The sequence below is a fragment of the Micromonospora sp. WMMA1947 genome, assembly GCF_027497355.1.
Taxonomy (GTDB): Bacteria; Actinomycetota; Actinomycetes; order Mycobacteriales; family Micromonosporaceae; genus Micromonospora.
In genome coordinates this window covers 6,019,394-6,043,261 of sequence record NZ_CP114909.1, presented here as the reverse complement: position 1 = coordinate 6,043,261, position 23,868 = coordinate 6,019,394, and the positions used below count along the sequence as shown (strand labels likewise).

Annotated in this window: 21 protein-coding genes; 12 read left to right on the top strand and 9 right to left on the bottom strand. The window is 73.5% G+C overall.

Going from position 1 to position 23,868, the window contains the following annotated elements; all coding sequences use genetic code 11:
* From O7604_RS28315 to O7604_RS28300, 4 genes are all read right to left on the bottom strand, one after another.
* A complete protein-coding gene (locus O7604_RS28315; protein ID WP_269700537.1) occupies nucleotides 1-555 on the bottom strand; it encodes a hypothetical protein in 555 nt (184 codons plus the stop codon).
* Entirely contained in the window at nucleotides 548-1,087 is a 540-nt protein-coding gene (locus O7604_RS28310; RefSeq protein ID WP_269700536.1) for an RNA polymerase sigma factor, read from the bottom strand. Before O7604_RS28310 ends, O7604_RS28315 begins: the two co-directional genes overlap by 8 nt.
* A 143-nt stretch (nucleotides 1,088-1,230) precedes the next feature.
* Nucleotides 1,231-2,175: a permease prefix domain 1-containing protein gene (locus O7604_RS28305; RefSeq protein WP_281578340.1), complete on the bottom strand. Its 945-nt coding sequence runs from the start codon at nucleotides 2,173-2,175 to the stop codon at nucleotides 1,231-1,233.
* Nucleotides 2,172-2,513 carry a PadR family transcriptional regulator gene (locus O7604_RS28300; RefSeq protein ID WP_269700534.1) on the bottom strand — a complete coding sequence of 114 codons (342 nt, stop codon included), beginning with the start codon at nucleotides 2,511-2,513 and terminating at the stop codon, nucleotides 2,172-2,174. The genes O7604_RS28305 and O7604_RS28300 overlap by 4 nt, the downstream gene beginning before the upstream one ends.
* Nucleotides 2,514-2,697: 184 nt before the next feature.
* On the opposite strand from O7604_RS28300, the gene dnaE reads away from it, so the two are divergent.
* Entirely contained in the window at nucleotides 2,698-6,231 is a 3,534-nt protein-coding gene (dnaE, locus tag O7604_RS28295; protein WP_269700533.1) for a DNA polymerase III subunit alpha, read from the top strand.
* Nucleotides 6,232-6,255: 24 nt separating this feature from the next.
* Here dnaE and O7604_RS28290 read toward each other — a convergent pair whose 3' ends face one another.
* Nucleotides 6,256-7,803, bottom strand: coding sequence for an N-acetylmuramoyl-L-alanine amidase (locus tag O7604_RS28290; RefSeq protein ID WP_281578339.1), 1,548 nt, complete (start codon nucleotides 7,801-7,803; stop codon nucleotides 6,256-6,258).
* A gap of 548 nt (nucleotides 7,804-8,351) precedes the next feature.
* On the opposite strand from O7604_RS28290, the gene O7604_RS28285 reads away from it, so the two are divergent.
* The gene (locus O7604_RS28285) at nucleotides 8,352-9,389 is read left to right on the top strand and encodes an aminotransferase class V-fold PLP-dependent enzyme (protein ID WP_269700531.1); all 1,038 of its coding nucleotides are present in this window, start codon (nucleotides 8,352-8,354) and stop codon (nucleotides 9,387-9,389) included.
* Between the two features lie 21 nt (nucleotides 9,390-9,410).
* On the opposite strand, the gene O7604_RS28280 is transcribed toward O7604_RS28285, so the two are convergent.
* Nucleotides 9,411-10,583 carry an acyl-CoA dehydrogenase family protein gene (locus O7604_RS28280; RefSeq protein WP_281578338.1) on the bottom strand — a complete coding sequence of 391 codons (1,173 nt, stop codon included), beginning with the start codon at nucleotides 10,581-10,583 and terminating at the stop codon, nucleotides 9,411-9,413.
* Between the two features lie 87 nt (nucleotides 10,584-10,670).
* Between O7604_RS28280 and O7604_RS28275 the strand changes: the two genes are divergently transcribed.
* The 4 genes from O7604_RS28275 to O7604_RS28260 all read left to right on the top strand — a co-directional run bounded on the left by O7604_RS28275 (nucleotide 10,671) and on the right by O7604_RS28260 (nucleotide 14,667).
* Nucleotides 10,671-11,324 carry a TetR/AcrR family transcriptional regulator C-terminal domain-containing protein gene (locus O7604_RS28275; protein ID WP_281578337.1) on the top strand — a complete coding sequence of 218 codons (654 nt, stop codon included), beginning with the start codon at nucleotides 10,671-10,673 and terminating at the stop codon, nucleotides 11,322-11,324.
* 44 nt (nucleotides 11,325-11,368) lie between these two features.
* A complete protein-coding gene (locus O7604_RS28270; protein ID WP_281578336.1) occupies nucleotides 11,369-12,811 on the top strand; it encodes an aldehyde dehydrogenase family protein in 1,443 nt (480 codons plus the stop codon).
* Nucleotides 12,808-13,884: an alcohol dehydrogenase catalytic domain-containing protein gene (locus O7604_RS28265; protein ID WP_281578335.1), complete on the top strand. Its 1,077-nt coding sequence runs from the start codon at nucleotides 12,808-12,810 to the stop codon at nucleotides 13,882-13,884. The genes O7604_RS28270 and O7604_RS28265 overlap by 4 nt, the downstream gene beginning before the upstream one ends.
* Before the next feature lie 147 nt (nucleotides 13,885-14,031).
* Nucleotides 14,032-14,667, top strand: coding sequence for a transcriptional regulator (locus O7604_RS28260; RefSeq protein ID WP_269700526.1), 636 nt, complete (start codon nucleotides 14,032-14,034; stop codon nucleotides 14,665-14,667).
* Here the strand turns inward: O7604_RS28260 and O7604_RS28255 are convergent.
* Nucleotides 14,664-15,230 (bottom strand): TetR/AcrR family transcriptional regulator, encoded by a 567-nt coding sequence (locus O7604_RS28255; protein WP_269700525.1) that lies wholly within the window; start codon nucleotides 15,228-15,230, stop codon nucleotides 14,664-14,666. The two genes, O7604_RS28260 and O7604_RS28255, sit on opposite strands and share 4 nt — an antisense overlap.
* Before the next feature lie 54 nt (nucleotides 15,231-15,284).
* Between O7604_RS28255 and O7604_RS28250 the strand changes: the two genes are divergently transcribed.
* The 3 genes from O7604_RS28250 to O7604_RS28240 all read left to right on the top strand — a co-directional run bounded on the left by O7604_RS28250 (nucleotide 15,285) and on the right by O7604_RS28240 (nucleotide 18,651).
* Nucleotides 15,285-16,346 carry an FAD-dependent monooxygenase gene (locus O7604_RS28250; protein ID WP_281578334.1) on the top strand — a complete coding sequence of 354 codons (1,062 nt, stop codon included), beginning with the start codon at nucleotides 15,285-15,287 and terminating at the stop codon, nucleotides 16,344-16,346.
* A 119-nt stretch (nucleotides 16,347-16,465) separates the two neighbouring features.
* Entirely contained in the window at nucleotides 16,466-18,031 is a 1,566-nt protein-coding gene (locus O7604_RS28245; RefSeq protein ID WP_269700523.1) for an MFS transporter, read from the top strand.
* A gap of 11 nt (nucleotides 18,032-18,042) precedes the next feature.
* A complete protein-coding gene (locus tag O7604_RS28240; protein ID WP_269700522.1) occupies nucleotides 18,043-18,651 on the top strand; it encodes a TetR/AcrR family transcriptional regulator in 609 nt (202 codons plus the stop codon).
* A gap of 32 nt (nucleotides 18,652-18,683) precedes the next feature.
* On the opposite strand, the gene O7604_RS28235 is transcribed toward O7604_RS28240, so the two are convergent.
* The gene (locus tag O7604_RS28235) at nucleotides 18,684-20,603 is read right to left on the bottom strand and encodes a helix-turn-helix domain-containing protein (RefSeq protein ID WP_269706868.1); all 1,920 of its coding nucleotides are present in this window, start codon (nucleotides 20,601-20,603) and stop codon (nucleotides 18,684-18,686) included.
* Between the two features lie 14 nt (nucleotides 20,604-20,617).
* Nucleotides 20,618-21,400: a 3-hydroxybutyrate dehydrogenase gene (locus O7604_RS28230; protein ID WP_281578333.1), complete on the bottom strand. Its 783-nt coding sequence runs from the start codon at nucleotides 21,398-21,400 to the stop codon at nucleotides 20,618-20,620.
* Nucleotides 21,401-21,584: 184 nt separating this feature from the next.
* On the opposite strand from O7604_RS28230, the gene ruvC reads away from it, so the two are divergent.
* The 3 genes from ruvC to ruvB are packed head-to-tail and all read left to right on the top strand — an operon-like array spanning nucleotide 21,585 to nucleotide 23,772.
* Entirely contained in the window at nucleotides 21,585-22,112 is a 528-nt protein-coding gene (ruvC, locus tag O7604_RS28225) for a crossover junction endodeoxyribonuclease RuvC (RefSeq protein WP_281578332.1), read from the top strand.
* Entirely contained in the window at nucleotides 22,109-22,711 is a 603-nt protein-coding gene (gene ruvA / locus O7604_RS28220) for a Holliday junction branch migration protein RuvA (protein ID WP_269700519.1), read from the top strand. The genes ruvC and ruvA overlap by 4 nt, the downstream gene beginning before the upstream one ends.
* The gene (gene ruvB, locus O7604_RS28215; RefSeq protein WP_281578331.1) at nucleotides 22,708-23,772 is read left to right on the top strand and encodes a Holliday junction branch migration DNA helicase RuvB; all 1,065 of its coding nucleotides are present in this window, start codon (nucleotides 22,708-22,710) and stop codon (nucleotides 23,770-23,772) included. Before ruvA ends, ruvB begins: the two co-directional genes overlap by 4 nt.
* The last annotated feature ends 96 nt before the right edge of the window (nucleotides 23,773-23,868 follow it).

Below are 23,868 nucleotides of genomic sequence, written 5' to 3'. Positions count from 1 at the left end.
TCAGACCACCACGACCGTGATCGGGTACGCGCGGCCGTCCTGCGGAATGGTGACCACCACCGTCCCGGTACGCACGAACCGGATGTCCACCACACCGGCCTCGTAGTTGCGTGAGACCAGGTCCTCGCGGTCCACCGTGACCTCGCCCGGCCCGATCCCCTGGATCCGCAGCACCCCGCCGGCGGCGAGGCAGAGGGACTTCAGCAGTGCCAGCTCGGTCTCGGCGAGGACCAGGTCGTAGCGGACCGGCCCGAGACACGCGGCCGGTGGCGTGGTGCGTACCGGCGGGGTGGGTCTCGTGGTCCGGGGCGCGGCCGGTGGCCGTACCCGGGTCGGCGGGCTCGGCGGCGCGGCGTCCGGCGGTGTGGTGACCTCGCCGACCGCGGGCGCGGGGGTGGGGGCGAGCGGGGACGCCGTGGCGGACGGCGCGGCGGCGCTGGTCACCGGCGGGCGCGCGGGCAGCGGTGAGACCGGGCGGTCGGCGCAGGCGGGCATCCCGGCGAGCAGCGCGAGCGTGGCGAGCGTCGCGACACGGCGGCGGGGTGGCTCACGCATCGGACATCCGCCGGCGCAGCTGCCGGCGGGCCTCGTGGACGCGGGACTTCACGGTGCCCTCGGGCACGTCGAGCAGGTCGGCGATCTCCCGGTAGCTCATCCCGAGCACGTCACGCAGGGTGACCGTCTCGGCGAGCTGCGGCGGGACCGCGTCGAGCGCGTCGAGCAGGTCGAGCCGGGTGCCGGCCACCACGCTGGTCCGGCGGGGGTCGGGCGGGTCCGGCAGCGGGACGGCGCCGGCTTCCCGCTGCCACCGCCGCCGCAGCGCGCGGTAGGTGGAACGGGCCCGGTTGGCGGTGATCCGGTACAGCCAGGTGTCGAACGACGAGCGTCCCTCGAATCCGGCGATGCCGTGGGCGAGCGCGAGCAGCGTGTCCTGGCATGCCTCCTCGGCGTCCTGCCGGTGCGGCAGCAGGCGGGCGCACTGGCGCAGCACCTCCGGCCGGACGGTGGCCAGCAGGGCGTCGAGCGCCTGCCGGTCGCCGCGTGCGGCCGAGCGGGCCAGCTCGTCCGTGCCGTCGGGGAGGGGCATCAGGGGTGTCCAGTGCTCGCCGGTGGTGCGGAAAGACCAGGCTATGCCCGGGGCGACCGTGCCGCCGCCGCTGAGTCGGGCAGCCGACGGCGGGCCGCCCCGGCACCGACGGGTGCCAGGGCGGCCGGAGGATCGGCCCGGCTTCAGCGGGTGGCGCGGGCGGCCTTGATCGCGCTGTCGATCACGTCCCAGATCGCGACCAGCACGACCACCGCGCCCGCCACCCGGGCGAACTCGACGGTCCCGCCGTCGCGCAGCCAGGCGAACCGCTCGACCAGCTCCGGGTTGAGCAGCCGGTCGGTGGCCAGCAGCCAGAGCACCGGGGCGGCGAACGCCACGTTGAGCACCGCGTTGACCGCCACCAGCGGCCAGGTCCACCGGCCCGAGCGGTACTTGGCGATCTCCAGGCCGACGGTGGCCAGCAGCACCACGATCAGGGCCGGCAGCCAGAAGCTCCAGAGCGCCGGGTCCAGCGCCGGCAGCCGGGTGCCGTCGTCGGTGGTCCAGCGCTGGAAGTGCTGGCCGACCAGGAGGCCGATGGTGGCGAGCAGGAACACCACGGAGGCGATGCTGTCGGAGTGGCTGATCTGCCGCTCCCGGGTCTCCTCGGGGAGCTGGTCGACGGTCCACTCGGGCAGCCCGAGCGGCGTGCGGGTGCGTTCCAGCACGGCGAACACCAGCGTGACCCAGAACGCGATCTGCACCGCGGTCTGCATCGCGGAGACGACGGCCGCGCCGATCGCCGCGCCCGGCTCGCCGTCGACGAGCGCCTTCGTGACGCCGGTGAGCACGCCGACGATCGCCGGGATCCAGGTGAGCAGCAGCCGCAGCAGCCGCCACCAGGTCAGGTAGTAGCGCGGGCCGATGAGTTGCAGGGTGCGGTCGCTGTAGCGGGCCGCGAGCTTCTCCGGGTGGCCCAGCTCGGTGAGCACCTCGCGTTCGGCGGAGGCGTGGTCCTGCCCGCCCGAGGTCCGGTCGTCGATCATGTCGGCGATGGAGCCGCGCAGTTCCTCGGCGAGTTCCAGGCGGCGCTGCGCGGGCACGGCCCGCATGGTGGCGGCGACGTAACGGTCGGTCAGGGAACTCATCGTTCCGCTCCTTCGATCAGTTCGGTGACGGACGTCCGCACTGCGCTCATGTCGTCGAGCAGGCGGTTCAGGACGGCTTCGCCGTCGTCGCTGGTCCGGTAGAACTTGCGCGGCCGGCTCTCCTCGGTGTTCCACTCGCTGGTCAGCAGGCCCTGGTCCTCCAGGCGGCGCAGCAGCGGGTAGAGCGTGTTGGCGTCGACCGCGAAGCCGTGCGCGGCCAGCCGTTGCAGCAGGGCGTATCCGTAGTCGGGGCGGCGCAGGGCGACCAGGCTGGCCACCACGACAGTGCCGCGTCGTAGCTCCTGGAGGTGGGTCCGGAGGACCTCTTCGCTGACCATGTCCAACACGATACTGTGTGTCACACACCATTGCAATAGACAAGAACATCGCGTGCCGTACACCGGCCAGTCGGAGAGACCCGGACCACCCTCGGCGCGGACGGTGGAGCCCGCACGATCACCTCGGTAGGGTGGGTCGGTCGACTCCGACGCAGCTTGATCCACAACCCGGGGGGCGCCACGCATGGGCGATTCGTTCGCGCATCTGCACGTACACACCGAGTACTCGATGCTCGACGGGGCGGCCCGGCTCAAGGACCTCTTCGCCGAGGCGGCGCGGCTCGGCATGCCGGCGGTGGCGATCACCGACCACGGCAACATGCACGGCGCGAACGACTTCTACAAGCAGGCCATGGACGCCGGGGTCAAGCCCATCCTCGGCGTCGAGGCGTACGTCGCGCCGGAGTCGCGCTTCCACAAGGCCCGGGTCAAGTGGGGCCGCCCCGAGCAGAAGAGCGACGACGTCTCCGGCAACGGCGCGATCACCCACATGACCATGTGGGCGAAGAACCGCGACGGCCTGCACAACCTGTTCAAGCTCAACTCCCGCGCCTCCATGGAGGGCCACTACGTCAAGTGGCCCCGGATGGACATGGAGCTGATCGCCGAGCACGCCGAGGGCATCATGGCCACCACCGGCTGCCCCTCCGGCGCGGTGCAGACCCGGCTGCGGCTGGGCCAGTTCGACGAGGCGCTCAAGGTCGCCGCCGCGTACCAGGACATCTTCGGCAAGGACAACTACTTCCTGGAGATCATGGATCACGGCCTCGACATCGAGCGCCGGGTCCGCGACGGGCTCACCGAGATCGCCCGCAAGCTCGACGTCCCGCCGGTGGTCACGAACGACTCGCACTACACCCACGAGGCGCAGGCCGAGGCGCACGACGTGCTGCTCTGCGTCCAGACCGGCAGCAACGTGGCCGACCCGAACCGGTTCCGCTTCGAGGGCGGCGGCTACTTCGTCAAGTCCGCCGACCAGATGCGCGCCGTCGACTCCTCCGAGCTGTGGCAGCAGGGCTGCCGCAACACGCTGCTGGTGGCCGAGAAGGTCGACCCGGCCGGCATGTTCACGTTCCACAACCTGATGCCGCGCTTCCCGATCCCCGAGGGCGAGACCGAGGAGTCCTGGTTCCGCAAGGAGACGTTCGCCGGGCTCAAGCGCCGCTTCCCCAACGGCATCCCCGAGGGCCACGTCGTCCAGGCCGAGTACGAGCTGGGCGTCATCATCCAGATGGGCTTCCCGTCGTACTTCCTCGTGGTCGCCGACTTCATCCAGTGGGCCAAGAGCCAGGGCATCGCGGTCGGCCCGGGGCGTGGCTCGGCGGCCGGCTCGCTGGTGGCGTACGCGCTGGGCATCACCGACCTCGACCCGATCCCGCACGGCCTGATCTTCGAGCGGTTCCTCAACCCCGAGCGCGTCTCCATGCCCGATGTCGACATCGACTTCGACGAGCGCCGGCGCGGTGAGGTCATCAAGTACGTGACCGACAAGTGGGGCGAGGACAAGGTCGCGCAGATCGCCACGTTCGGCACGATCAAGGCGAAGGCCGCGATCAAGGACTCGGCCCGGGTGCTCGGCTACCCGTACGCGGTCGGCGACCGGATCACCAAGGCCATGCCCCCGGCGGTGATGGGCAAGGACATCCCGCTGTCCGGCATCTTCGACCCGAAGCACCCCCGCTACGCCGAGGCGGGCGAGATCCGCGGCCTCTACGAGTCCGACCCGGACGTCAAGAAGGTCATCGAGACCGCCAAGGGCATCGAGGGCCTGATCCGGCAGACCGGTGTGCACGCCGCCGGCGTCATCATGTCCGCCGAGCCGATCATCGAGCACATCCCGTTGATGCGGCGCGACTCCGACGGCGTCATCATCACGCAGTTCGACTACCCGACCTGCGAGTCGCTCGGGCTGCTGAAGATGGACTTCCTCGGCCTGCGCAACCTGACGATCATCGACGACGCGGTGAAGAACATCCAGCTCAACCACGGCCGGGAGCTGGACCTGCTCGGCCTGCCGCTGGACGACAAGGCGGCGTACGAGCTGCTGGCCCGCGGTGACACGCTCGGCGTGTTCCAGCTCGACGGCGGGCCGATGCGCTCGCTGCTGCGGCTGATGAAACCGGACAACTTCGAGGACATCTCCGCCGTCCTGGCGCTCTACCGGCCCGGCCCGATGGGCGTGGACTCGCACACCAACTACGCGCTGCGCAAGAACGGCCTCCAGGAGATCACCCCGATCCACCCGGAGCTGGAGGAGCCGCTGCGCGAGATCCTCGCGCCCACCTACGGCCTGATCGTCTACCAGGAGCAGGTGCAGCGCGCCGCCCAGATCCTCGCCGGCTACACGCTCGGCCAGGCCGACCTGCTGCGCCGGGCGATGGGCAAGAAGAAGAAGGAGATCCTCGACAAGGAGTTCATCCCGTTCCGGGACGGCTGCCGCGAGCGCGGCTACTCCGACGAGGCCATCCAGGCCGTGTGGGACGTGCTGGTCCCGTTCGCCGGCTACGCGTTCAACAAGGCCCACTCCGCCGCGTACGGTCTGGTCTCCTACTGGACCGCGTACCTGAAGGCGCACTACCCGGCCGAGTACATGGCCGCCTTGCTCACCTCCGTCGGTGACGACAAGGACAAGATGGCCATGTACCTGTCCGAGTGCCGCCGCATGCGCATCCAGGTGCTCCCGCCGGACGTGAACACCTCGGCCGGGCCGTTCACCCCGGTCGGCAAGGAGATCCGCTTCGGTCTCGGCGCCGTGCGCAACGTCGGCGCGAACGTGGTCGCCTCGATCATGCGGTGCCGCGAGGAGAAGGGCGACTACGCCGACTTCTACGACTTCCTGTCCAAGGTCGACGCCGTGGTCTGCAACAAGAAGACCATCGAATCGCTGATCAAGGCCGGGGCGTTCGACTCGCTCAAGCACCCGCGCAAGGGCCTGCTCGCCGTGCACGCCGACGCCATCGACGCGTACGCCGACGTCAAGCGCAAGGAGGCGGTCGGCCAGTACGACCTGTTCGGCGCCGGCTTCGGCGAGGCGGAGACCGGCGGCACCACCACCGTCATGCCGGTCATCGGCGAGGGGGAGTGGGACAAGCGCGACAAGCTCGCGTTCGAGCGCGAAATGCTCGGCCTGTACGTCTCCGACCACCCGCTGTTCGGCCTGGAACACGTGCTCGGGGCGGCCGCCGACACCACCATCGCCGCGCTGTCCGAGGAGGGCACCGTGCCCGACGGCGCGGTGGTCACCCTGGCCGGCATCCTCTCCGGTGTACAGCGCCGGGTCACCAAGCAGGGCCGGGCCTGGGCGTCGGCCACCCTGGAGGACCTCGCCGGTGGCGTGGAGACGCTGTTCTTCCCGAACACGTACGAGGTGATCGGGCAGTACATCGCCGAGGACGCCATCGTGGTGGTCAAGGGCCGGGTCGACCGGCGCGACGACACCCCGCGCATCATGGCGATGGACATGTCCATGCCGGACGTCACCAGCAACCCGGCCAACAAGCCGGTCACGCTGACCATCCCGGTGCACCGCTGCACGCCGCCCCTGGTGGAACGGCTCAAGGAGACGCTCGTGCTGCACCCCGGCGACACCGAGGTGCACGTAAAGCTGCTCAACGGCGGCAAGGTCACCACGCTGCGCCTCGGCCCGTTCCGGGTCGCGCCCACCACCGCGCTGATGGGTGATCTCAAGAGCGTGCTCGGCCCGGCCAACGTGAGCTGACCGGGCCGAGCGGGGACGTGCCGCTCAGACGCGGGTGACGCGGATGGCGTCGGCGATCACGTACCCGGTGCTGCCGGACCACCTGCTGACACCGACCTTGTTGGCGTCCCCGGCGGCCAGGGTGAAGGTGCCCAGCGACCGCCACGCACCGCCGTTGGCGCTCTGGTTCACCGAGACCGTCTGGTTGCCGCTGGTCGTCGCCACGATGTACGGCGTGGAGGTGTTGTAGCCGGCCACGGCCGGATACCAGACCTCCACCCGGTAGGTGGCGGTCGCCGGGATGTTCACCTTGTACCAGGCGGTGTCGCTGGCCGCGACCGGGTTGGCGTACCGGTAGTCGGCGCCGTAGCGCTGCGCCGAGTACGTCGAGGTTCCCCAGTTGGCGCTCGCGGTGAACCGGCCGGCGGTGGTGTTGTCCACGATCGTCGACCAGGCGGTCGGTGGGGGCGTGGTGCCGCCGGTGACGAGCTGCATGTAGTAGGTCCAGTTCCAGTTCGAACCCGGGTCGGTGTGCGTGGCGCCCGGCACCTGGTTGTGCCCGATGATGTTGGTGCGGGTCTTCGGGATGCCGTACTTGTCGCACAGGTACCGGGTCAGCGCCGCCGACGACCGGTACATCGCGTCGGTGTACCAGGAGGCGTTGTCGACGTACCCCTCGTGCTCGATGCCGATCGACTGGGTGTTGTAGGTCCAGTTGCCGGCGTGCCAGGCGATGTCCTTGTCCCGCACCATCTGGGTGACCGCGCCGTCGGAGGAGCGGAGCAGGTAGTGCGCGCTGGTGCCGGCGGCGGCGTTCTGGAACCAGCTGATCGAGCCGGCGTAGCTGCCCTGCATGGTGTGGATGACGATGTAGTTGATCGGGTACGCCGACTCGCGGCTGGAGACCGTGTAGTTGGACGAGTTGGCCGGCACCCAGGCCGCCGGGCCGTAGTCGGTGCTCAGGGTGCCGAAGTCGCCGGTGCCCAGCGGCGCCACGTCGGCGTACCGGCCCCGCTGGGGCGCGACCGGACGGCCGTCCACGCTGACCTCGCCGCCGGCGGTGGTCGCGATGAAGCCCCGGGCGAGCAGGTCGTACACGGAGTCGGCGTACAGCCGGGCGGTGGCCGCGTCGGTCGCGCCGCCGTAGCGGGCGATCGGGCCGTACCACTGGTTGACGTCGTCGCGCTGCGCCGCGCTGAGCCCGGCCTCGTCGGCGTAGGAACGCAGCACCGCCGCCGCGCCGGCCACGTTCGCCGCGTCCCGGGTACGCAGGTCGGCGCGGTCCAGCCGGGTCCGGCGCGCGGCCTCGTCGAGGGTGCGCACCTTCGGGTTGCTGGTCAGGTGCATCACGCCGTATCCGCCGGAGGCGCTGGGCGCGCCGCCGTGGCCGTCCAGGCGGGTCTCGGCGTACCCGAGTGCGGCGAGCAGGTCGCGCGGCACGTCGGAATCGGCTGCGGCCTGCGCGAAGGCGGCGGCGAGAGGCTGCGCGCGGTGCTCCGGCGCGGCCTGGGCCGGCTGGCCGGTCAAACCGAGCATGAGGATCATGGCGCCGCCGAGCAGGCTCACCCGACGCGACGGTCTCCGAATCGTCACAGGCACTCCTCGTCCACTGCAGGGGGCGACTGGGCTCACGTCGCCGGTTCGCCGCACCCTATAGCGTGACGTTCATCTATGTCGATACCTTGCATCGACATGGGTCTTTGCTGAAGACTTCCTTCACGACTGCGGGACGACCGGGGCGCACTGTCCCCGTACCGTCGTGGTGTTGCCCGGCGCGCCGCGGCCGGGCAGCTGCGCCGCCACCACTCCCTGCCTGACCTGGCCACCTGGCCCCTGCCCCGGATCCGCGCAGAGATCGCCGCAGCGCTGCCCCACCTCCCCCCACCCTCAGCGCGACGATCATGAACTTGGCGGCGACAAATCGGACCGCCGACGGCGCCAACTTCATGATCGACAGGGCGGGTGCCCCCGTCGCGCGATCTTGCAGTTTCGGCCCTGCGGTTGGTGAGTTTGCACCTTTTGTCGGGGCTGAAAGTGCAAGATCGGCGGGGGTGGGGGTGGGGGTGGGGGTGGGGGTGGGGGGCCACGGGGGTGGGATTGGCGGTGTTGGGGTTGGGGTGGGGGTGGTTAGCGTCGGGAGCATGGAGCTTGAGCAGGCGCGGAAGTTGTGGCAGCCGGAACCGGGCTGGTTGAACACCGCCACCTACGGGCTGCCGCCCGAGCCGGTGTGGGACGCCGTGCAGCGGGTGCTCGCCGACTGGCGGACCGGGCGGGTGTCGTTCGAGGTGTGGGACGAGTCGGTCGGGCGGTCCCGGGCCGCGTTCGCCCGGCTGGCCGGTGTGGACGTCGCCGACGTGAGCATCGGCTCCGCCGTGTCGCAGCTCGTCGCGCCGATCGCGGCCGGCCTGCCGGCGGGGGCCACCGTGGTGGTGCCCGAGGTCGAGTTCACCTCGAACCTGTTTCCGTGGCTGGTCCAGCGGGAGCGTGGGGTGCGGGTCCGCACCGTCCCGCTGGAGGGGCTGGTCGACGCGATCGACGCCGACACCGACCTGGTGGCGTTCAGCGTGGTGCAGTCCGCCGACGGCACCGTCACCGCGTACGACGAGATCGTCGCGGCGGCCCGCGCGCACGGCGCGTTCGTGGTGGTCGACGCCACGCAGGCGTGCGGGTGGCTGCCGTTCGCCGCGGACCGGGCGGACGCGGTGGTGGTGGGGGCGTACAAGTGGCTGATGGCGCCGCGCGGCGCGGCCTTCGCCTACTTGGCGCCGGAACTGCGCGAGCGGATGCGCCCGGACGCGGCCGGGTGGTACGCCGGCCAGGACCCGCACGCCTCCTACTACGGCATGCCGCTGCGCCTGGCCGACGACGCCCGGCGGTTCGACATCTCCCCGTCCTGGCTGTGCTACGTCGGGGCCGCCCCGGCGCTGGAGCTGCTCGCCGACCTCGATCCGGAGGCGGTGCGCGCGTACGACGTGGGGCTGGCCAACCGGTTCCTGGCCGGGCTGGGCCGCCCGCCGGGCGACAGCGCGATCGTCTCCGTCGACGTGCCGGACGCGCACGAGCGGCTGGCCCGCGCCGGGGTGCGCGCCGCGGTCCGGGCCGGCCGGGTCCGCGCCTCGTTCCACCTGTACACGACCGAGGAGGACGTGGACCGGGCGGTCGAGGCGCTGACCGGCTGACGGCTCGGGCCGGGTGACCGATCAGGCCAGGTGGCCGCCGATCTTCGTGTATCCGCGCAGCAGGTCCCGGGAGATGATCAGCCGCTGCATCTCGTCGGTGCCCTCGAAGATCCGGTAGAGCCGGACCTGCCGGTACCAGCGTTCGATCGGCAGCTCCCGGGTGTAGCCCATGCCGCCGTGGATCTGCAGCGCCCGGTCCACCACCCGGTTGACCATGCCGGCGCCGTAGAGCTTGCCCATCGAGGAGGCGTGCCGCGGGTCGAGGCCCTGGTCGACCGTCCACGCCGAGCGCAGGATCAGCCAGCGGGCCGCCTCCAGCTCGGTCTCCGAGTCGGCGATCATCCACTGGATGGCCTGGTTGGTGGCGATCGGCGCGCCGAACGTCTCCCGCGTGTTGGCGTAGTCGATCGCCATCTGGAGGACTCGTTCGGCGATGCCGATGGCGTGCGACGGGATGGTGTAGCGGCCCTTGCCGATCCACTCCATGCCGAGCGTGAAGCCCTGCCCGATCTCGCCGAGGATGTTGCGGTGCGGCACCCGTACGCCGTCGAAGATCAGGGAGGCCGGGCCGCCCTCGCCCATGGTCTGGATGAACTCCGACCGCCAGCCCATCGCGCGGTCCACCAGGAAGGCGGTCGCGCCGCCACGGCGGGCGCCCTTCTCCGGGTCGGTCACCGCGACCACGATGGCGAAGTCGGCGTCGTTGCCGTTGGTGATGAACGTCTTCTCGCCGTCGAGGACCCAGTCGTCGCCGTCGCGGCGGGCGCGCAGCTTGATGTTCGCCGCGTCGGAGCCCGCGCCGGGCTCGGTGATGGCGAAGCAGGAGATCCGTTCCCCCTCGATGGTGGGGATCAGGAACTCGCGCTTCTGCTCCTCGGTGGCGTGGAACAGGATGTTGTCGGCCTCGCCGCCGAAGCGGAACGGCACGAAGGTGCGGCCCAGTTCGGTCCAGATCAGGGACTGCATGACCGCCGGCAGGGCCATGCCGCCGTACTCCTCCGGCGTGGCCAGCCCCCAGAAGCCGAACTTCTTCGCCTTGAGCTGGAGTTCGCGCAGCTCGGAGCGGTCCAGGCCGGGCTGGTGGGCGCGCTCGCGGCGCAGCACCTCCGCCTCCAGCGGCATCACCTCGCGGGTGACGAACGTGCGAACGGTGTCCCGGATCGCGCGTTCCTCGTCGGACAGTGCGAAGTCCACGGTGCCCCCTCAGGTCGACTGGCTCTAAACTAGCGCTGGAAGTTTTCCCGCGTCCAGACCCCGGGCCGGAAGGAGGATGATGACCAGGTGCCCCGACCCCGACAGACCCTGCTCACCCGCGACCGGATCGTCGAGACCGCGCTGGCGCTGATCGACGCCGACGGGCTGGACGCGCTCTCGACCCGGCGGCTCGCCGCCGCGCTCGGCGTCCGCGGCCCCTCGCTCTACAACCACTTCGCCACCAAGGAGGAGATCCTCGACGCGGTGGCCGACGGCGTCGCGGCGACGGTCGACATCAGCGTCTTCGACGAGTACGAGTGGCTCGACGCGCTCGGCCGCTGGGCGCGTTCGTACCGGGCCGCGCTGGCCGCGCACCCGAACATCGTGCCGTACCTGGCGCAGGGGCCGGGCCGCCGTCCGGCCGCGCTCGCCATGGCCGACGCGGTCTACGGCGCGCTGGTCCGGGCCGGCTGGCCGCCCGCGCGCGCCACCCACATCGGCGCCGCGATGCGCTACTTCGTGGCCGGTTCCGCGCTCGGCTCGTTCGCCCGCGGCTTCGTCGAGGACCCCTCGCTGTACGCCGCGCACCCGCACCTCAACCAGGCGCACCGGCTCGCCGGCCACCAGCGCAGCGTGGACGAGGGCGCGTTCGCGCTCGGCCTGGACGCGCTGCTGCACGGACTCGCCGCCGAGTACGCCGCCACCGTCGCCCCGCTGGAACGGGTCGGCGGTCCGGAGTAGCGTCGAAACTCCCACCGCTAGTTTCCACACCCCCGAAGGACGCCATGGATCTCGCCGACGCCCCTCCCGCCCTGCTGACGCGCCGCCACCTGCACATCGCCGGTGACTGGGTCGACCCCTCCTCGGGCGACACCGTCCCGGTGGAGAACCCGGCCACCGGCGGCATCGTCGGCGAGGTGCCCGCCGGCACACCGGCCGACGTGGACCGCGCGGTCGCCGCCGCCCGCGCCGCGTTCCCCGGCTGGGCCGACACCGCACCCGCCGAGCGCGCCGCGCACCTGGACCGGCTGCACACCGCGCTCGCCGCCCGCGCCGACGAGATCGCCCGCACCGTGGCGACCGAACTGGGCACCCCGCTCAAGCTCGCCACCCGCGTCCAGACCGGCCTGCCGCTCACCGTGCTGCGGAGCATGGTCGACCTGGCCGCCCGGCCGGCCGCCGAGCAGACGGTGGGCAACTCCCTCGTCGTCCGCGAGCCGGTCGGCGTGGTCGGCGCGATCACCCCGTGGAACTACCCGCTGCACCAGGTGGTCGCCAAGGTCGCGCCCGCGCTCGCCGCCGGGTGCACCGTGGTGCTCAAGCCCAGCGAGCTGACCCCGCTCACCGCGTACCTGCTGTTCGACGCGATCACCGACGCCGGCCTGCCGCCCGGCGTGGTGAACCTCGTGCCCGGCACCGGCCCGGTGGTCGGCGAGGCCCTCGCCGCCCACCCCGACGTCGACCTGGTCTCGTTCACCGGCTCCACCGCCACCGGCCGGCGCATCGCGCACCTGGCCGCCGAGCGGATCGCCCGGGTGTCGCTGGAACTCGGCGGCAAGTCGGCGAACGTCGTCCTGGCCGACGCCGACCTGCCCACCGCGGTCAAGGTCGGCGTCGGCAACGCGCTGCTCAACTCCGGGCAGACCTGCACCGCCTGGACCCGGATGCTCGTGCACCGCGACCGCTACGCCGAGGCGCTGGACCTGGTCGCGGCGGCGGTGGCCGGCTACCGGCTCGGCGACCCCTTCGACCCGGCCACCCGGCTCGGCCCGCTGGCCTCCGCCGCGCAGGCCCAGCGGGTACGCGACCACGTGGACCGCGCGCTCGCCGACGGCGCCCGGCTCGTCGCCGGTGGCCCGGACACGCCACTGCCGCCGCGGGGCCACTTCGTGGCGCCCACCGTCTTCGCCGACGTCCACCCGGACAGCGCCCTCGCGCAGGAGGAGGTGTTCGGGCCGGTGCTCGCGGTGATCCCGTTCGCCGACACCGACGAGGCGGTCGCCATCGCCAACAACTCCCGGTACGGGCTGGCCGGCGCGGTCTGGTCCGCCGACTCCGACGCGGCGCTGGCGGTGGCCCGGCGGATGCGTACCGGCCAGGTGGACGTCAACGGCGGCGCGTTCAACCCGCTCGCCCCGTTCGGCGGCTACAAGCAGTCCGGCCTCGGCCGGGAACTCGGCGCGTACGGCGTGGAGGAGTTCACCGAGGTGAAGGCGATCCAGCGATGAGGGCGCTCGTGGTGCGCGGCCGGGGCGAGACACCGGCGGTCGAGGACGTACGCCTGCCCGCGCCCGGCCCGGGTGAGCTGCGGGTACGCATCCGCGCCGCCGGCATCTGCCACTCCGACCTGGCCATGGTGGACGGCACGCTGGCGCCCGCGTACCCGCTGGTGCTGGGGCACGAGGCGACCGGCGTGGTGGCCGAGGCCGGGCCCGGCACGACGCTCGCGGTCGGCACACCCGTGGTGCTCAACTGGGCCCCGGCCTGCCGGGACTGCTGGCACTGCCGGCACGGCGAACCGTGGCTCTGCGCCGCCAACCCCAACCCGTCCACACCCCGGGGCCAGACGGCCGCCGGTGAGCCCCTTCAGGTCACGCTCGGGCTCGGCGCGCTCGCCGAGGAGGTGGTGGTGCCGCAGCACGCCGCCGTACCGGTGCCGGCCGGACTGCCGCCGGAGCAGGCCGCGGTGCTGGGCTGCGCGGTGCTCACCGGCGTCGGCGCGGTCCGCAACACCGCACGGGTCGCGGCCGGTGAGTCGGTCGCGGTGATCGGGCTCGGCGGGGTGGGCCTGGCCGTGCTGACCGCCGCCCGGCGGGCGGGGGCGTCGCCGATCCTCGCCGTGGACGTGGTGGAGGCCAAGCGGGACCTGGCACTCGCCGCCGGGGCGACCGACTTCCTCCGTTCCGACGACCGGCTCGGCAAGGAGATCCGGGTTCGCACCGAGGGACGCGGTGTGGACCACGCGTTCGAGTGCGTCGGCCGGTCCGCCACCATCCGCGCCGCCTGGCGGGCGACGCGGCGCGGGGGAGCGGTCACCGTGGTCGGCATGGGCGCCCGCGACGACATGCTCAGCCTCTCCGCGCTGGACATCTTCCACTCCGCGCGCACGCTGCGCTCCTCGGTGTACGGCTCGACCGACCCGGACCGGGAGGTGCCGGAGCTGGCCGCCGCGCTTGCCGCCGGTGACCTGGACCTGGCGCCGCTGGTGAGTGGCACGGTGCCGCTGACCGAGGCGCCCGCGGCGCTGGAGCGGCTGGCTCGCGGCGAGGGCGCGCGCTGGGTGGTCACGTTCCCCGAGTGACCCCTCCGGCACCGGGCCGGTGTGATCCGGCCCACCGGCCCGGTGCCGGGATCGCATCCCGCCCGGACCGGTCCGGTCCGGGCGCATCCAAACCGTGCAGTCGGGCCGAACCCCGGGTAGTGACCGTCTACCCGGGAGGTGCTTCTGGTGGTGGCCGAGGCGATGCCGGGCGACGCCGTCGAGGACGTCCGCAAGCACCTCACGCTCGCCGCGGAGGACCTGGACGGCAACCGGGTCGCCGCGCTTGTCGTCGAGGCCGCGGGCCGGTGGGGCGTGACGGCGGTGTGGGAGCGGGTCTGCGCGCCGATGCTGGCCGCGCTGCCCGGGCACAGCGCCGTCGAGGTGGCGGTGGAGCACGCCTTCGCCGAGGGGATCCGGTCCGGCCTGGACGCCCTGCTGCGGGAGCCGGGACGGAGGTCGCCGGGCGGCGGCATCCTGCTCGCCGCGGCGGAACAGGAACTGCACTGTCTCGGCCTGCACGCGCTCGCCGCCGCGCTGCGGGAGGCGAACCTGGGCAGCCTGCTGCTGGGCGCCGCCCTGCCCTGGCCCGCGCTGGCCAGCGCCGTGCGCCGCAGCCGGCCGCACACGGTGGTGGTGTGGTCGCAGACCCCGGTGACCGGCCGGGCGTACCGGATGGCCCGGTTCGCGCGGGAGTTCCCGTCGGTGGGGGTGCTCAGCGCCGGACCGGGCTGGATCATGCCACCGGCCGGGCACCTGACGACCCTGTCCGACGCGCTGCGCACCTGCCGCGCCGCGGCCGGGCGCCGCGCCGGCGGGAGCTAGGCGGACGGGCCGGCGCGGAAGCCGTGCAGCAGCGTGGCGACGGCGGCCTCCGGGTCGACGTCGTCGTCCGGGGCGGCGAGCTGGTTGCTGAGCAGCCCGTCGACGAGTGCCAGCAGCATCCGGAAGTGGGCCGGCGGGTCGGTCGAGCCGAGCGTGGCGAGCAGTGGCTCCCCCCAGCCGGCCAGCCGTGCCCGGGCGGCCTCGATCGCCGGGCGCAGGTCGGGTCGCACGGCCGCTTCGACGAACAGCGCGTACCGGGCCAGCGTGACCACCCGCTGCTGGTCGGTGAACTCCCGGATCAGCCGGCCGACGACGGCGGCGAACGCGGCGACGTCGCCCGCCGGCAGGTCCGCGGCGAGCCGTTGCCAGGCCGCCGTCTCCACCTCGACGAGCCGGTCGAAGACGCCGGTGACCAGCGCCTCCCGGGTGCGGAACCGGTTCGAGGCGGAACCCTCGGGCAGGCCCGCCTCGGCGTCCACAGCCCGGTGGGTGAGCTGTCGCGGCCCGCCGGTGCCGAGCACCCGGATGGCGGCGTCGAGCAGGAGCGTGCGGCGATCGGTCACCGGGGCAGACTACAGCCGTAGTGCGGGTGACTACACCTGTAGTACGGTGACGCCATGGGCGGACGCGCGGTCGTGGTCGGGGGCGGGATCGGCGGGCTCGCGGCGGGCATCGGCCTGCGGGCGGCGGGCTGGGAGGTGACGGTCCTGGAGCGGTCCGCCGCGTTGCCGGACAGCGGCACCGGGCTCGGCATCTGGCCCGCCGCGATGCGCGCCCTGGACGCGCTCGGCGTCGGTGCCGAGGTGCGCCGCCGGGGCAGCCGCCAGGGCGGCGGGTCGATCCGGCGCCCGGACGGCAGCCGGATCGCCGGCATCGACGTCGACCGGCTGGAGCGCCGCCACGGCGAGCCGGTGTACCTGGTCACCCGGCCGGTGCTGCTCGCCGTCCTGGCCGGCGCGCTGCCCGGCCCGGTGCTGCGCCTGGACGCCCCGGTGGCCGACCCGGGGCCGCTGCGCGAGGCGTACGACCTGGTGGTGGGCGCGGACGGGATCAACAGCGTGGTGCGCGAGGCGATGTACGGCCGGCGGTACCCGCTGCGCTACGCGGGCGCGGTGGCCTGGCGCGGTGTGGTCGACCTGGACCTGGCCGAGGGTGGCGAGACCTGGGGGCGGGGGCGCAAGTTCGGGCTGACCCCGGCCGGGCCGGGCCGCACCAACTGGTACGCCGCGGTGCGGCTGCCCGAGGGGCACCCGGCGCCGCCCGACGACGCTGCCGAGCTGCGCCGTCTCTTCGGCGACTGGCATCAGCCGGTGCCGCGGGTGCTCGACGCGCTCACCCCGGAGGGGATCCTGCGGCACGAGATCCACGACCTGACGCCGCTGCCGTCGTACGTGTCCGGCCGGACGGTGCTGCTCGGCGACGCCGCGCACGCGATGACCCCGGATCTCGGGCAGGGCGCCTGCCAGGCGCTCATCGACGCGGTCGCGCTCGCCGGCTGCGTCCGCGACGCCGACGACCTGCCCGCCGGGCTGCGGGCGTACGACAGGCGTCGCCGGCGGCCCACGCAGCGGATCGCGGCGGGCGCGCGGTGGGCGGGGCGGTTGTCCGGCGCGCGGCGGCTGCTGCCGGTGCGGGACGCGGTGCTGCGGCTGGCGCTGGCGGCCGGGCCGCCCGCGTGACCTGAGACACATTCGATACGAACCAGTTCCGTATCGAAACCCGCTCACCTACGCTCGGCTCCGTTACGAGTCTGACCCGTATCGTATTCCGACGCGGGGAAACCGGGGGGAGCACGGACGTGGAACCACACGAGAACACCGGACACCCGAGGAGGTGGGCGATCCTCGGGGTGCTGGTGATCAGCCTCCTCGTGGTCGTCCTCGACAACACCATCCTCAACGTCGCCCTGCGCACCCTGGCCGACCCGGTGCACGGCCTCGGCGCCACCCAGGGCGAGCTGGAATGGGCGATCAACTCCTACACGCTCGTCTTCGCCGGGCTGCTGTTCACCTTCGGCGTGCTCGGTGACCGGCTCGGCCGCCGCCGCTTCCTGATCCTCGGGCTGGCGCTGTTCGGCCTGTCCTCGCTGCTGTCCGCGTACGCGCAGGACCCGGGCCAGCTCATCGCGGCCCGCGCGCTGATGGGCGTCGGCGGCGCGGCCATCATGCCGGTGACGCTCTCGATCATCTCCAACGTCTTCGACCCGCGTGAGCGCGCCAAGGCGATCGGCGTCTGGGCCGGCGCGGTCGGCCTCGCGGTGGCGATCGGCCCGGTGCTCGGCGGCGCGCTGCTGGAGCACTTCTGGTGGGGCTCGGTCTTCCTGATCAACGTGCCGGTGGTGGTGCTCGGCGTGGTGCTGGTCGCGGCCCTGGTCCCGGAGTCCCGCGACCCGAAGCCCGGCCGGGTCGACCTGCTCGGCGTGCTGCTGTCGGTGGTCGGCCTGGTCGCGCTCACCTACGGCATCATCGACGGCGGCGAGCACGGCTTCGACCGCCCGCAGGTGTGGATCGCGGTGCTCGGCGGCCTCGCGGTGCTCGGCTGGTTCGTCGCCCACGAGCTGCGCAGCGACCACCCGTCGCTGGACGTACGGCTGTTCCGGGTGCCCCGGTTCGCCGCCCCGGTGGCCCTGGTCGGGCTGGTCTTCTTCGCCGCCATGGGCGTGATGTTCTTCGGCGCGTTCTACCTCCAGCTCGTCCGCGGCTACAGCCCGCTGGAGAGCGGCCTGCTGTTCCTGCCGTTCGCCGCCGCCCAGCTCATCTTCGCGCCGCGCAGCGCCGCGATGGTCCGCCGCTACGGCGGCCGGGCGGTCGCGGCCGCCGGGCTGCTGCTCACCACCGTGGCGCTCGCCGCGTTCGTCTTCATCGACGCGGACACCCCGATCTGGATCTTTTCGGCGCTGGGCTTCCTCCAGGGCGCCGGAATGGCGAACATCATGCCCCCGGCCACCGAGTCGATCATGTCGTCGCTGCCCCGGGAGAAGGCCGGTGTCGGTTCCGCGGTGAGCAACACCGTGCGGCAGGTGGCCGGCGCGCTCGGCGTGGCGGTGCTCGGCTCGGTGCTCTCCGGCGTCTACCGCGACCAGGTCGGCCCGGCGGTGGCCGCCCTGCCCGCCCCGGTACGCGACGCGGCCCGGGAGTCGATCTCCGGGGCGTACGCCGTCGCCGGCCGGCTCGGCCCCGACGCGCCGCGACTGATCGACGCCGCGAACGACTCGTTCGTCTCGGCCATGCACTGGGCGGCGGGCGCCTCCGCGGTGGTGGCCGCGCTCGGCATCGTGATCGTGCTGCGCTGGATGCCGGGGCGGCCGGTCGTCGCCCCCGACGCGGCGCCGGTCACCGACCGGGAGCTGGCCGGTACCGCGTAGGTTCGTGGACAATGTCTGACATGACTTCCACGGCGGATGCTCCGCGGTCGCCCGGGCGACCGCGGAGTACCCGCGCGGACGAGGCGATCATCGACGCCACCCTCGACCTGCTGGCCGAGGGCAGCACCGTCGAGTCGCTGTCCATCGAGGCGATCGCCAACCGCGCAGGTGTCGGCAAGGCCACCATCTACCGCCGCTGGCCGGGCAAGGACGCGCTGCTGCTGGACGCGTTGCGCACGCTCAAGGGCCCCGCGCCCCGCACCGCCGGTCGCTCCGTCCGCGACGACCTGGTGCTGCTGGTCGGCGCCGTGGGCCAGCACGCCGACCCCCGGGTCCGCAAGATCATGCCCTGCCTGGTGCCCGAGGTGAACCGCAGCTCGTCCCACCGGCAGGCGTACGAGGCGATCATCGAGCCCCGGCGCGCGGCGATGCGCGAGGTGCTGCACCGCGGGATCGACCGGGGCGAGCTGCGCGCCGACCTCGACGTCGAGGTGACCATGTCGCTGCTCACCGCGCCGATGCTCACCCAGCGAATGCTGCGCTGGCACCCCGAGCGCGACGAGCGGATGCTGCCCGAGCGGATCGTGGACACGGTCCTGGACGGCCTGCGCGTGCGCTGACCGCGCCGGACCGCCCGGCGCGGTCCGGCCGCTCAGCGGGCGGGCGTGCGCAGCCGGTGCAGACGCAGCGCGAGCTGCACCTCCAGCGCCCGCTCCGGCCGCTGCCAGTCCGCGCCCAGCAGGTGACCGACCCGCTCCAGCCGCTGCGTGACCGTGTTGACGTGCACGTGCAGCTGCTCGGCGGCCCGGGCCAGGCTGCCGCCCACCCCGAAGTACGCCTCCAGCGTCTTCACCAGCGCGGTGCCCCGCCGGGCGTCGTAGTCCAGCACCGGCCCCACAGTGGTGGCGAGGAACCGGGCCACGTCCCGGTCCCCGGCGTCGCCGACAGCGCCCAGCAGCAGCCCGACGAAACCCAGCTCGGCGGTGCTCGCCCCCTGCCCGGCCCGGCCCAGCGCACCCAGCGCGGACAGGCAGCGCTCCGCCTCGGCGAACGTGACGGCCAGCGACGCCGGCCCGGTCGACGGCCCGCTCGCCCCGGCGGTCACCGGGCGGCCGGTCAGCCGGGACAGGTCCCGGGCCACCGAGCGGGCCGCGCCGCCCGCGTCCCGGCCGGGCAGCATCAGCACCACCCGCCCGTCGCGCGCCGCGGCCAGGCCACCCCGTGTCGAGGCGTACGTGGTGGCCCAGGACAGCACCCGCTGCCGGGCCGAGCCGGTCTCGGCGAACGCGTCGTCGCCGACCGCCACCAGCACGTGCGGGGCGTCCAGGTCCACAGCGATCCGGCGGGCCCGCGCGCGCAGCGCGTCGGCGTCGCGCAGCGGCCGGGCGATCAGGTCGTCCAGCAGCTCGCCGCGGACCCGCCCCTCCGCCTCGGCCACGGTCCGGCGGAACAGCAGCAGCAACGCGGTCACCAGCGCGGCGCGCTCCAGGATGCGCTGGTCGGCGTCGACCAGCTCGTCGTCCGGGCGCAGCACCAGCGCGCCCAGGTTCTCCGCGCCGGCCACCACCGCGGCGTACCAGAGCGGGCCCCGGCGCACGCTGCGCCCCTCGGTACGGGAGGCGGCCACCGCCTCCACGATGTCGGCCCGGTCCGGCTCCTCGATCTCGCCGACCCGGGCCAGCCGCCGGCCCTCGGCGTCCAGCGCCAGCAGCGCCCCGCCGAGCACCTCGGTGACCGCCGCCGCCACGTCCTCCATGCCTCCGCCGCGCACCACCAGCGCGGTCATCCGGTCGTGCGCGGCGGCGGCGCGCTCCACCGAACTGCTGTGCGCCCGGATGGTGCTGTTCGCCGCCGACAGCTCCGCCAGCGCCGCCCGGGTCTCGGCGAGCAGCCGCGCGGTGTCGATCGCCACCGCCGCGTGCGCCGCCAGCGACACCAGCAGCGACACCTCCTCGCGGGCGAACGGCCGGGCCGAGCGGTTCGCCGCGTACAGCACGCCGATCACGCTGGAGCCGAGCCGCAGCGGCACGCCGAGGATGGCCACCAGGCCCTCCTCGCCCACCCCGCCGTCGATCTCCCCGGTGTGCCGGAACCGCTCGTCCTCCTGGTAGTTCGAGGTGACGTACGGGGTGCCGGTCTGCGCCACCAGGCCGCCCAGGCCGTCGCCCAGTTCCAGCCGCAGCCGCTGGAACCGGGCCGAGATCGAGCCGTCGGTGACCCGCATGTACGTGTCGCCGCGCTCGTCGTCGTTGAGCGTCATGTACGCCACGTCGGTGCCGAGCAGGATCCGCGCCCGGTGCACGATCGCGCGCAGCACGTCGTCCAGGTCGCGCAGCCCGGCCAGGTCGCTCGCGGTGTCGTACAGGCCGGACAGCTCGGTCTCCCGGCGACGCCGCCGCGCCAGCAGCGCCCGGACCCGCAGCGCCACCACCTTGGCCTGTTCCAGCTCGGCGAGCCGTTCGGCGGGCAGGCCGGCGGCGCGCGCGGCGACCAGCGGGCCCTCGAACTCGACCGCGGCGGCCTCGCGCGCCAGCAGCTCCAGGAACTCGACCGGCGACGACATGACCGACATTGTGCGCGGGGCCACTAGTTCGCCGTCCAGCCCCCGTCGAGGGCGATCGAGGTGCCGGTGAGGAACGCGGCCGGCGGGGAGCACAGGTACGCCACCAGTTCGGCCACCTCCTCCGGCTCGATCAGCCGCTTGATCGCCGCCCGGGCCAGCATGATCTTCTCGACCACCTCGTCCTCGCCGATGCCGTGGGTGGCCGCCTGGTCGGCGATCTGGCTCTCCACCAGCGCGGTGCGCACGTACGCCGGGTTGATGCAGTTGGCGGTGACGCCGTGCGCGGCGCCCTCCAGCGCGACCACCTTGGACAGGCCCTCCAGCGCGTGCTTCGCCGAGACGTACGCCGACTTGAACGGCGAGGCGCGCAGCCCGTGCACCGAGGAGATGTTCACGATCCGGCCCCAGCCGGACGCGTACATCCGGGGCAGCGCCCGGCGGATCAGCAGGAACGGCGCCTCCACCATCACCCGCTGGATGTACTCGAAGCGCTCGACCGGGAAGTCCTGCACCGGCGCGACGTGTTGCAGCCCGGCGTTGTTGACCACGATGTCGGCGTCGACGTCGAGCCGGTCCACCGCCGCCGGGTCGGCCAGGTCGATCCCCACCGCCCGGCCGCCGGCCTCGCCGGCCACCGCCTCGGCCGCCGCCACGTCGCGGTCCAGCACCACCACCGTCGCGCCGGCCGCCGCCAGGCGCAGCGCGCAGGCCCGTCCGATGCCGCCGCCACCACCTGTCACCAGCGCGGTGCGACCGGTCAGGTCGACGTGTACGACGTGGGGGACCGCCACGGGTTCTGCCGTCATGGCGCATGAACGTACGAGCCGGGTGTCCCCTGGCACATGGGGTGGCGACACATACTCCACCGCCCGCCTGTGTGGTGCGCCGCGTCACCGCCGGGGCCCGGCGTGTCCGGCCGCCCCGGCGTCGGCGGGCACCAGTAGGGTGTGTCGAACACACGTACTGCTGGCGGCTCGGGGAGGAGGCGGCGTGCGCGTGCTGGGCGTCGACCCGGGGCTGACCCGGTGCGGGGTCGGCGTGGTCGAGGGCGTGCCGGGCCGTCCCTGCACGCTCGTGGCCTACTACGTGGTCTACACCGACCCGGCCGACGACCTCGCGCTGCGCCTGCTGCACCTGGACCGCTCGCTCACCGACCTGGTCGTCGAGCACCGGCCGGACGCGGTCGCCGTGGAGCGCGTGTTCAGCCAGCACAACGTCCGCACCGTGATGGGCACCGCGCAGGCCAGCGGCGTCGCGGTGCTCGCCGGGGCCCGGGCCGGGTTGCCGGTGACGACGTACACGCCGAGCGAGGTGAAGGCGGCGGTGACCGGCTCCGGCCAGGCCGACAAGGCGCAGATGACGGCGATGGTCACCCGGCTGCTGCGGCTGCCCGAGCCGCCGAAGCCGGCCGACGCCGCCGACGCCCTGGCGCTGGCCATCTGTCACGTGTGGCGCGGCGGCACCCGGTCCAAGCTGGCCGCGGCCGCGCAACGGGCCCGACGAGGAGGGACGCGATGATCGCGAGCGTACGCGGCACGGTGACCGCCACCGGCCCGGATCACGCGGTGGTGGAGGTGGGCGGCATCGGCCTGGCCGTGCAGTGCGCCCCCGGCACGCTCGCCGAGCTGCGCGTGGGCCAGCCGGCCCGGCTGGCCACCAGCCTGGTGGTCCGGGAGGACTCGCTCACCCTCTACGGCTTCGCCGACGACGACGCCAAGCAGCTGTTCGAGCTGCTCCAGACCGCCAGCGGGGTCGGTCCCCGGCTGGCCCAGGCGGTGCTCGCCGTGCACACGCCGGACGCGGTCCGCAAGGCCATCGCCAACGCCGACACCGCGGCGCTGACCCGGGTGCCGGGCATCGGCAAGAAGGGCGCCGAGCGGCTGGTGCTGGAGCTGCGCGACCGGATCGGCCCGGTGCCGGTGGGCGCCGACGGCGCGGCCGGGGTGACCGCCGGCGCCTGGCCGGAGCAGGTCCGCCAGGCCCTCGTCGGGCTGGGCTGGACGGCCGCCCAGGCCGAGCAGGCGGTGGCCGCGGTCGCGGAGACCGTGGACGGTGAGACGCCGCCGGTGCCGGTCCTGCTCAAGCAGGCGATCCGCCTCCTGGGCCGGACCCGATGAGCGGGGACAACCTGGTCTCGGCGTACGTCGACGACGCCGAGCGGGACGCCGAGGCGAGCGTCCGCCCGAAGCGGCTCTCCGAGTTCATCGCCCAGGACCGGGTCCGCGACCAGCTCGACCTGCTGTTGCAGGGCGCGATGCGGCGCGGCTCCCCGCCGGACCACATCCTGCTGTCCGGGCCGCCCGGCCTCGGCAAGACCAGCCTTGCCAACATCGTCGCCGCCGAGCTGGGCACCGGGATCCGGGTGACCAGCGGCCCGGCCATCGAGCGCTCCGGCGACCTGGCCGCGATCCTGACCAGCCTCGCCGAGGGCGACGTGCTGTTCATCGACGAGATCCACCGGATCGCCAAGCCGGCCGAGGAACTGCTCTACAGCGCCATGGAGGACTTCCGCGTCGACGTGGTGGTGGGCAAGGGGCCGGGCGCCACGGCCATCCCGCTCGACGTGGAGCCGTTCACGCTCGTCGGCGCCACCACCCGGTCCGGCCTGCTGACCGGCCCGATGCGCGACCGGTTCGGTTTCGTCGCGCACCTCGACTTCTACGCCCCGGCCGACCTGGAGGTGCTGCTGCACCGGTCGGCCCGGATCCTCGGCGTGCCGATCACCCCCGAGGGGGCGGCGGAGATCGCCGGCCGGTCCCGGGGCACCCCGCGCATCGCCAACCGGCTGCTGCGCCGGGTGCGCGACTACGCCGAGGTGCGCGCCGAGGGCGTGGTCACGCTGGAGACCGCACGGGCGGCGCTGACCGTCTACGACGTGGACGCGCTGGGCCTGGACCGGCTCGACCGGGCGGTGCTGACCGCGTTGGTCGACTCGTTCCGGGGCGGTCCGGTGGGCCTGTCCACCCTCGCCGTGACGGTGGGGGAGCAGCCGGACACGGTCGAGGAGGTCTGCGAGCCGTTCCTGGTCCGGGCCGGGCTGCTGGCCCGTACGCCGCGCGGGCGGGTGGCGACCGAGGCCGCCTGGCGCCATCTGGGGCGTACGCCCCCGAATGGTACATTTGGTGTGGATGCCCCTCCGGGGCCCGATCTGTTCTCGGTGCAGACCGATCAGCCGTGATCCGTTCGTGATCTGTGCCGCATTCGGTCTTCTCAGGAGCAGGGACTAGACTTCGCCGCGGTTTGTACAGGACGTGAGAATCCGCTTCCGCTGCGG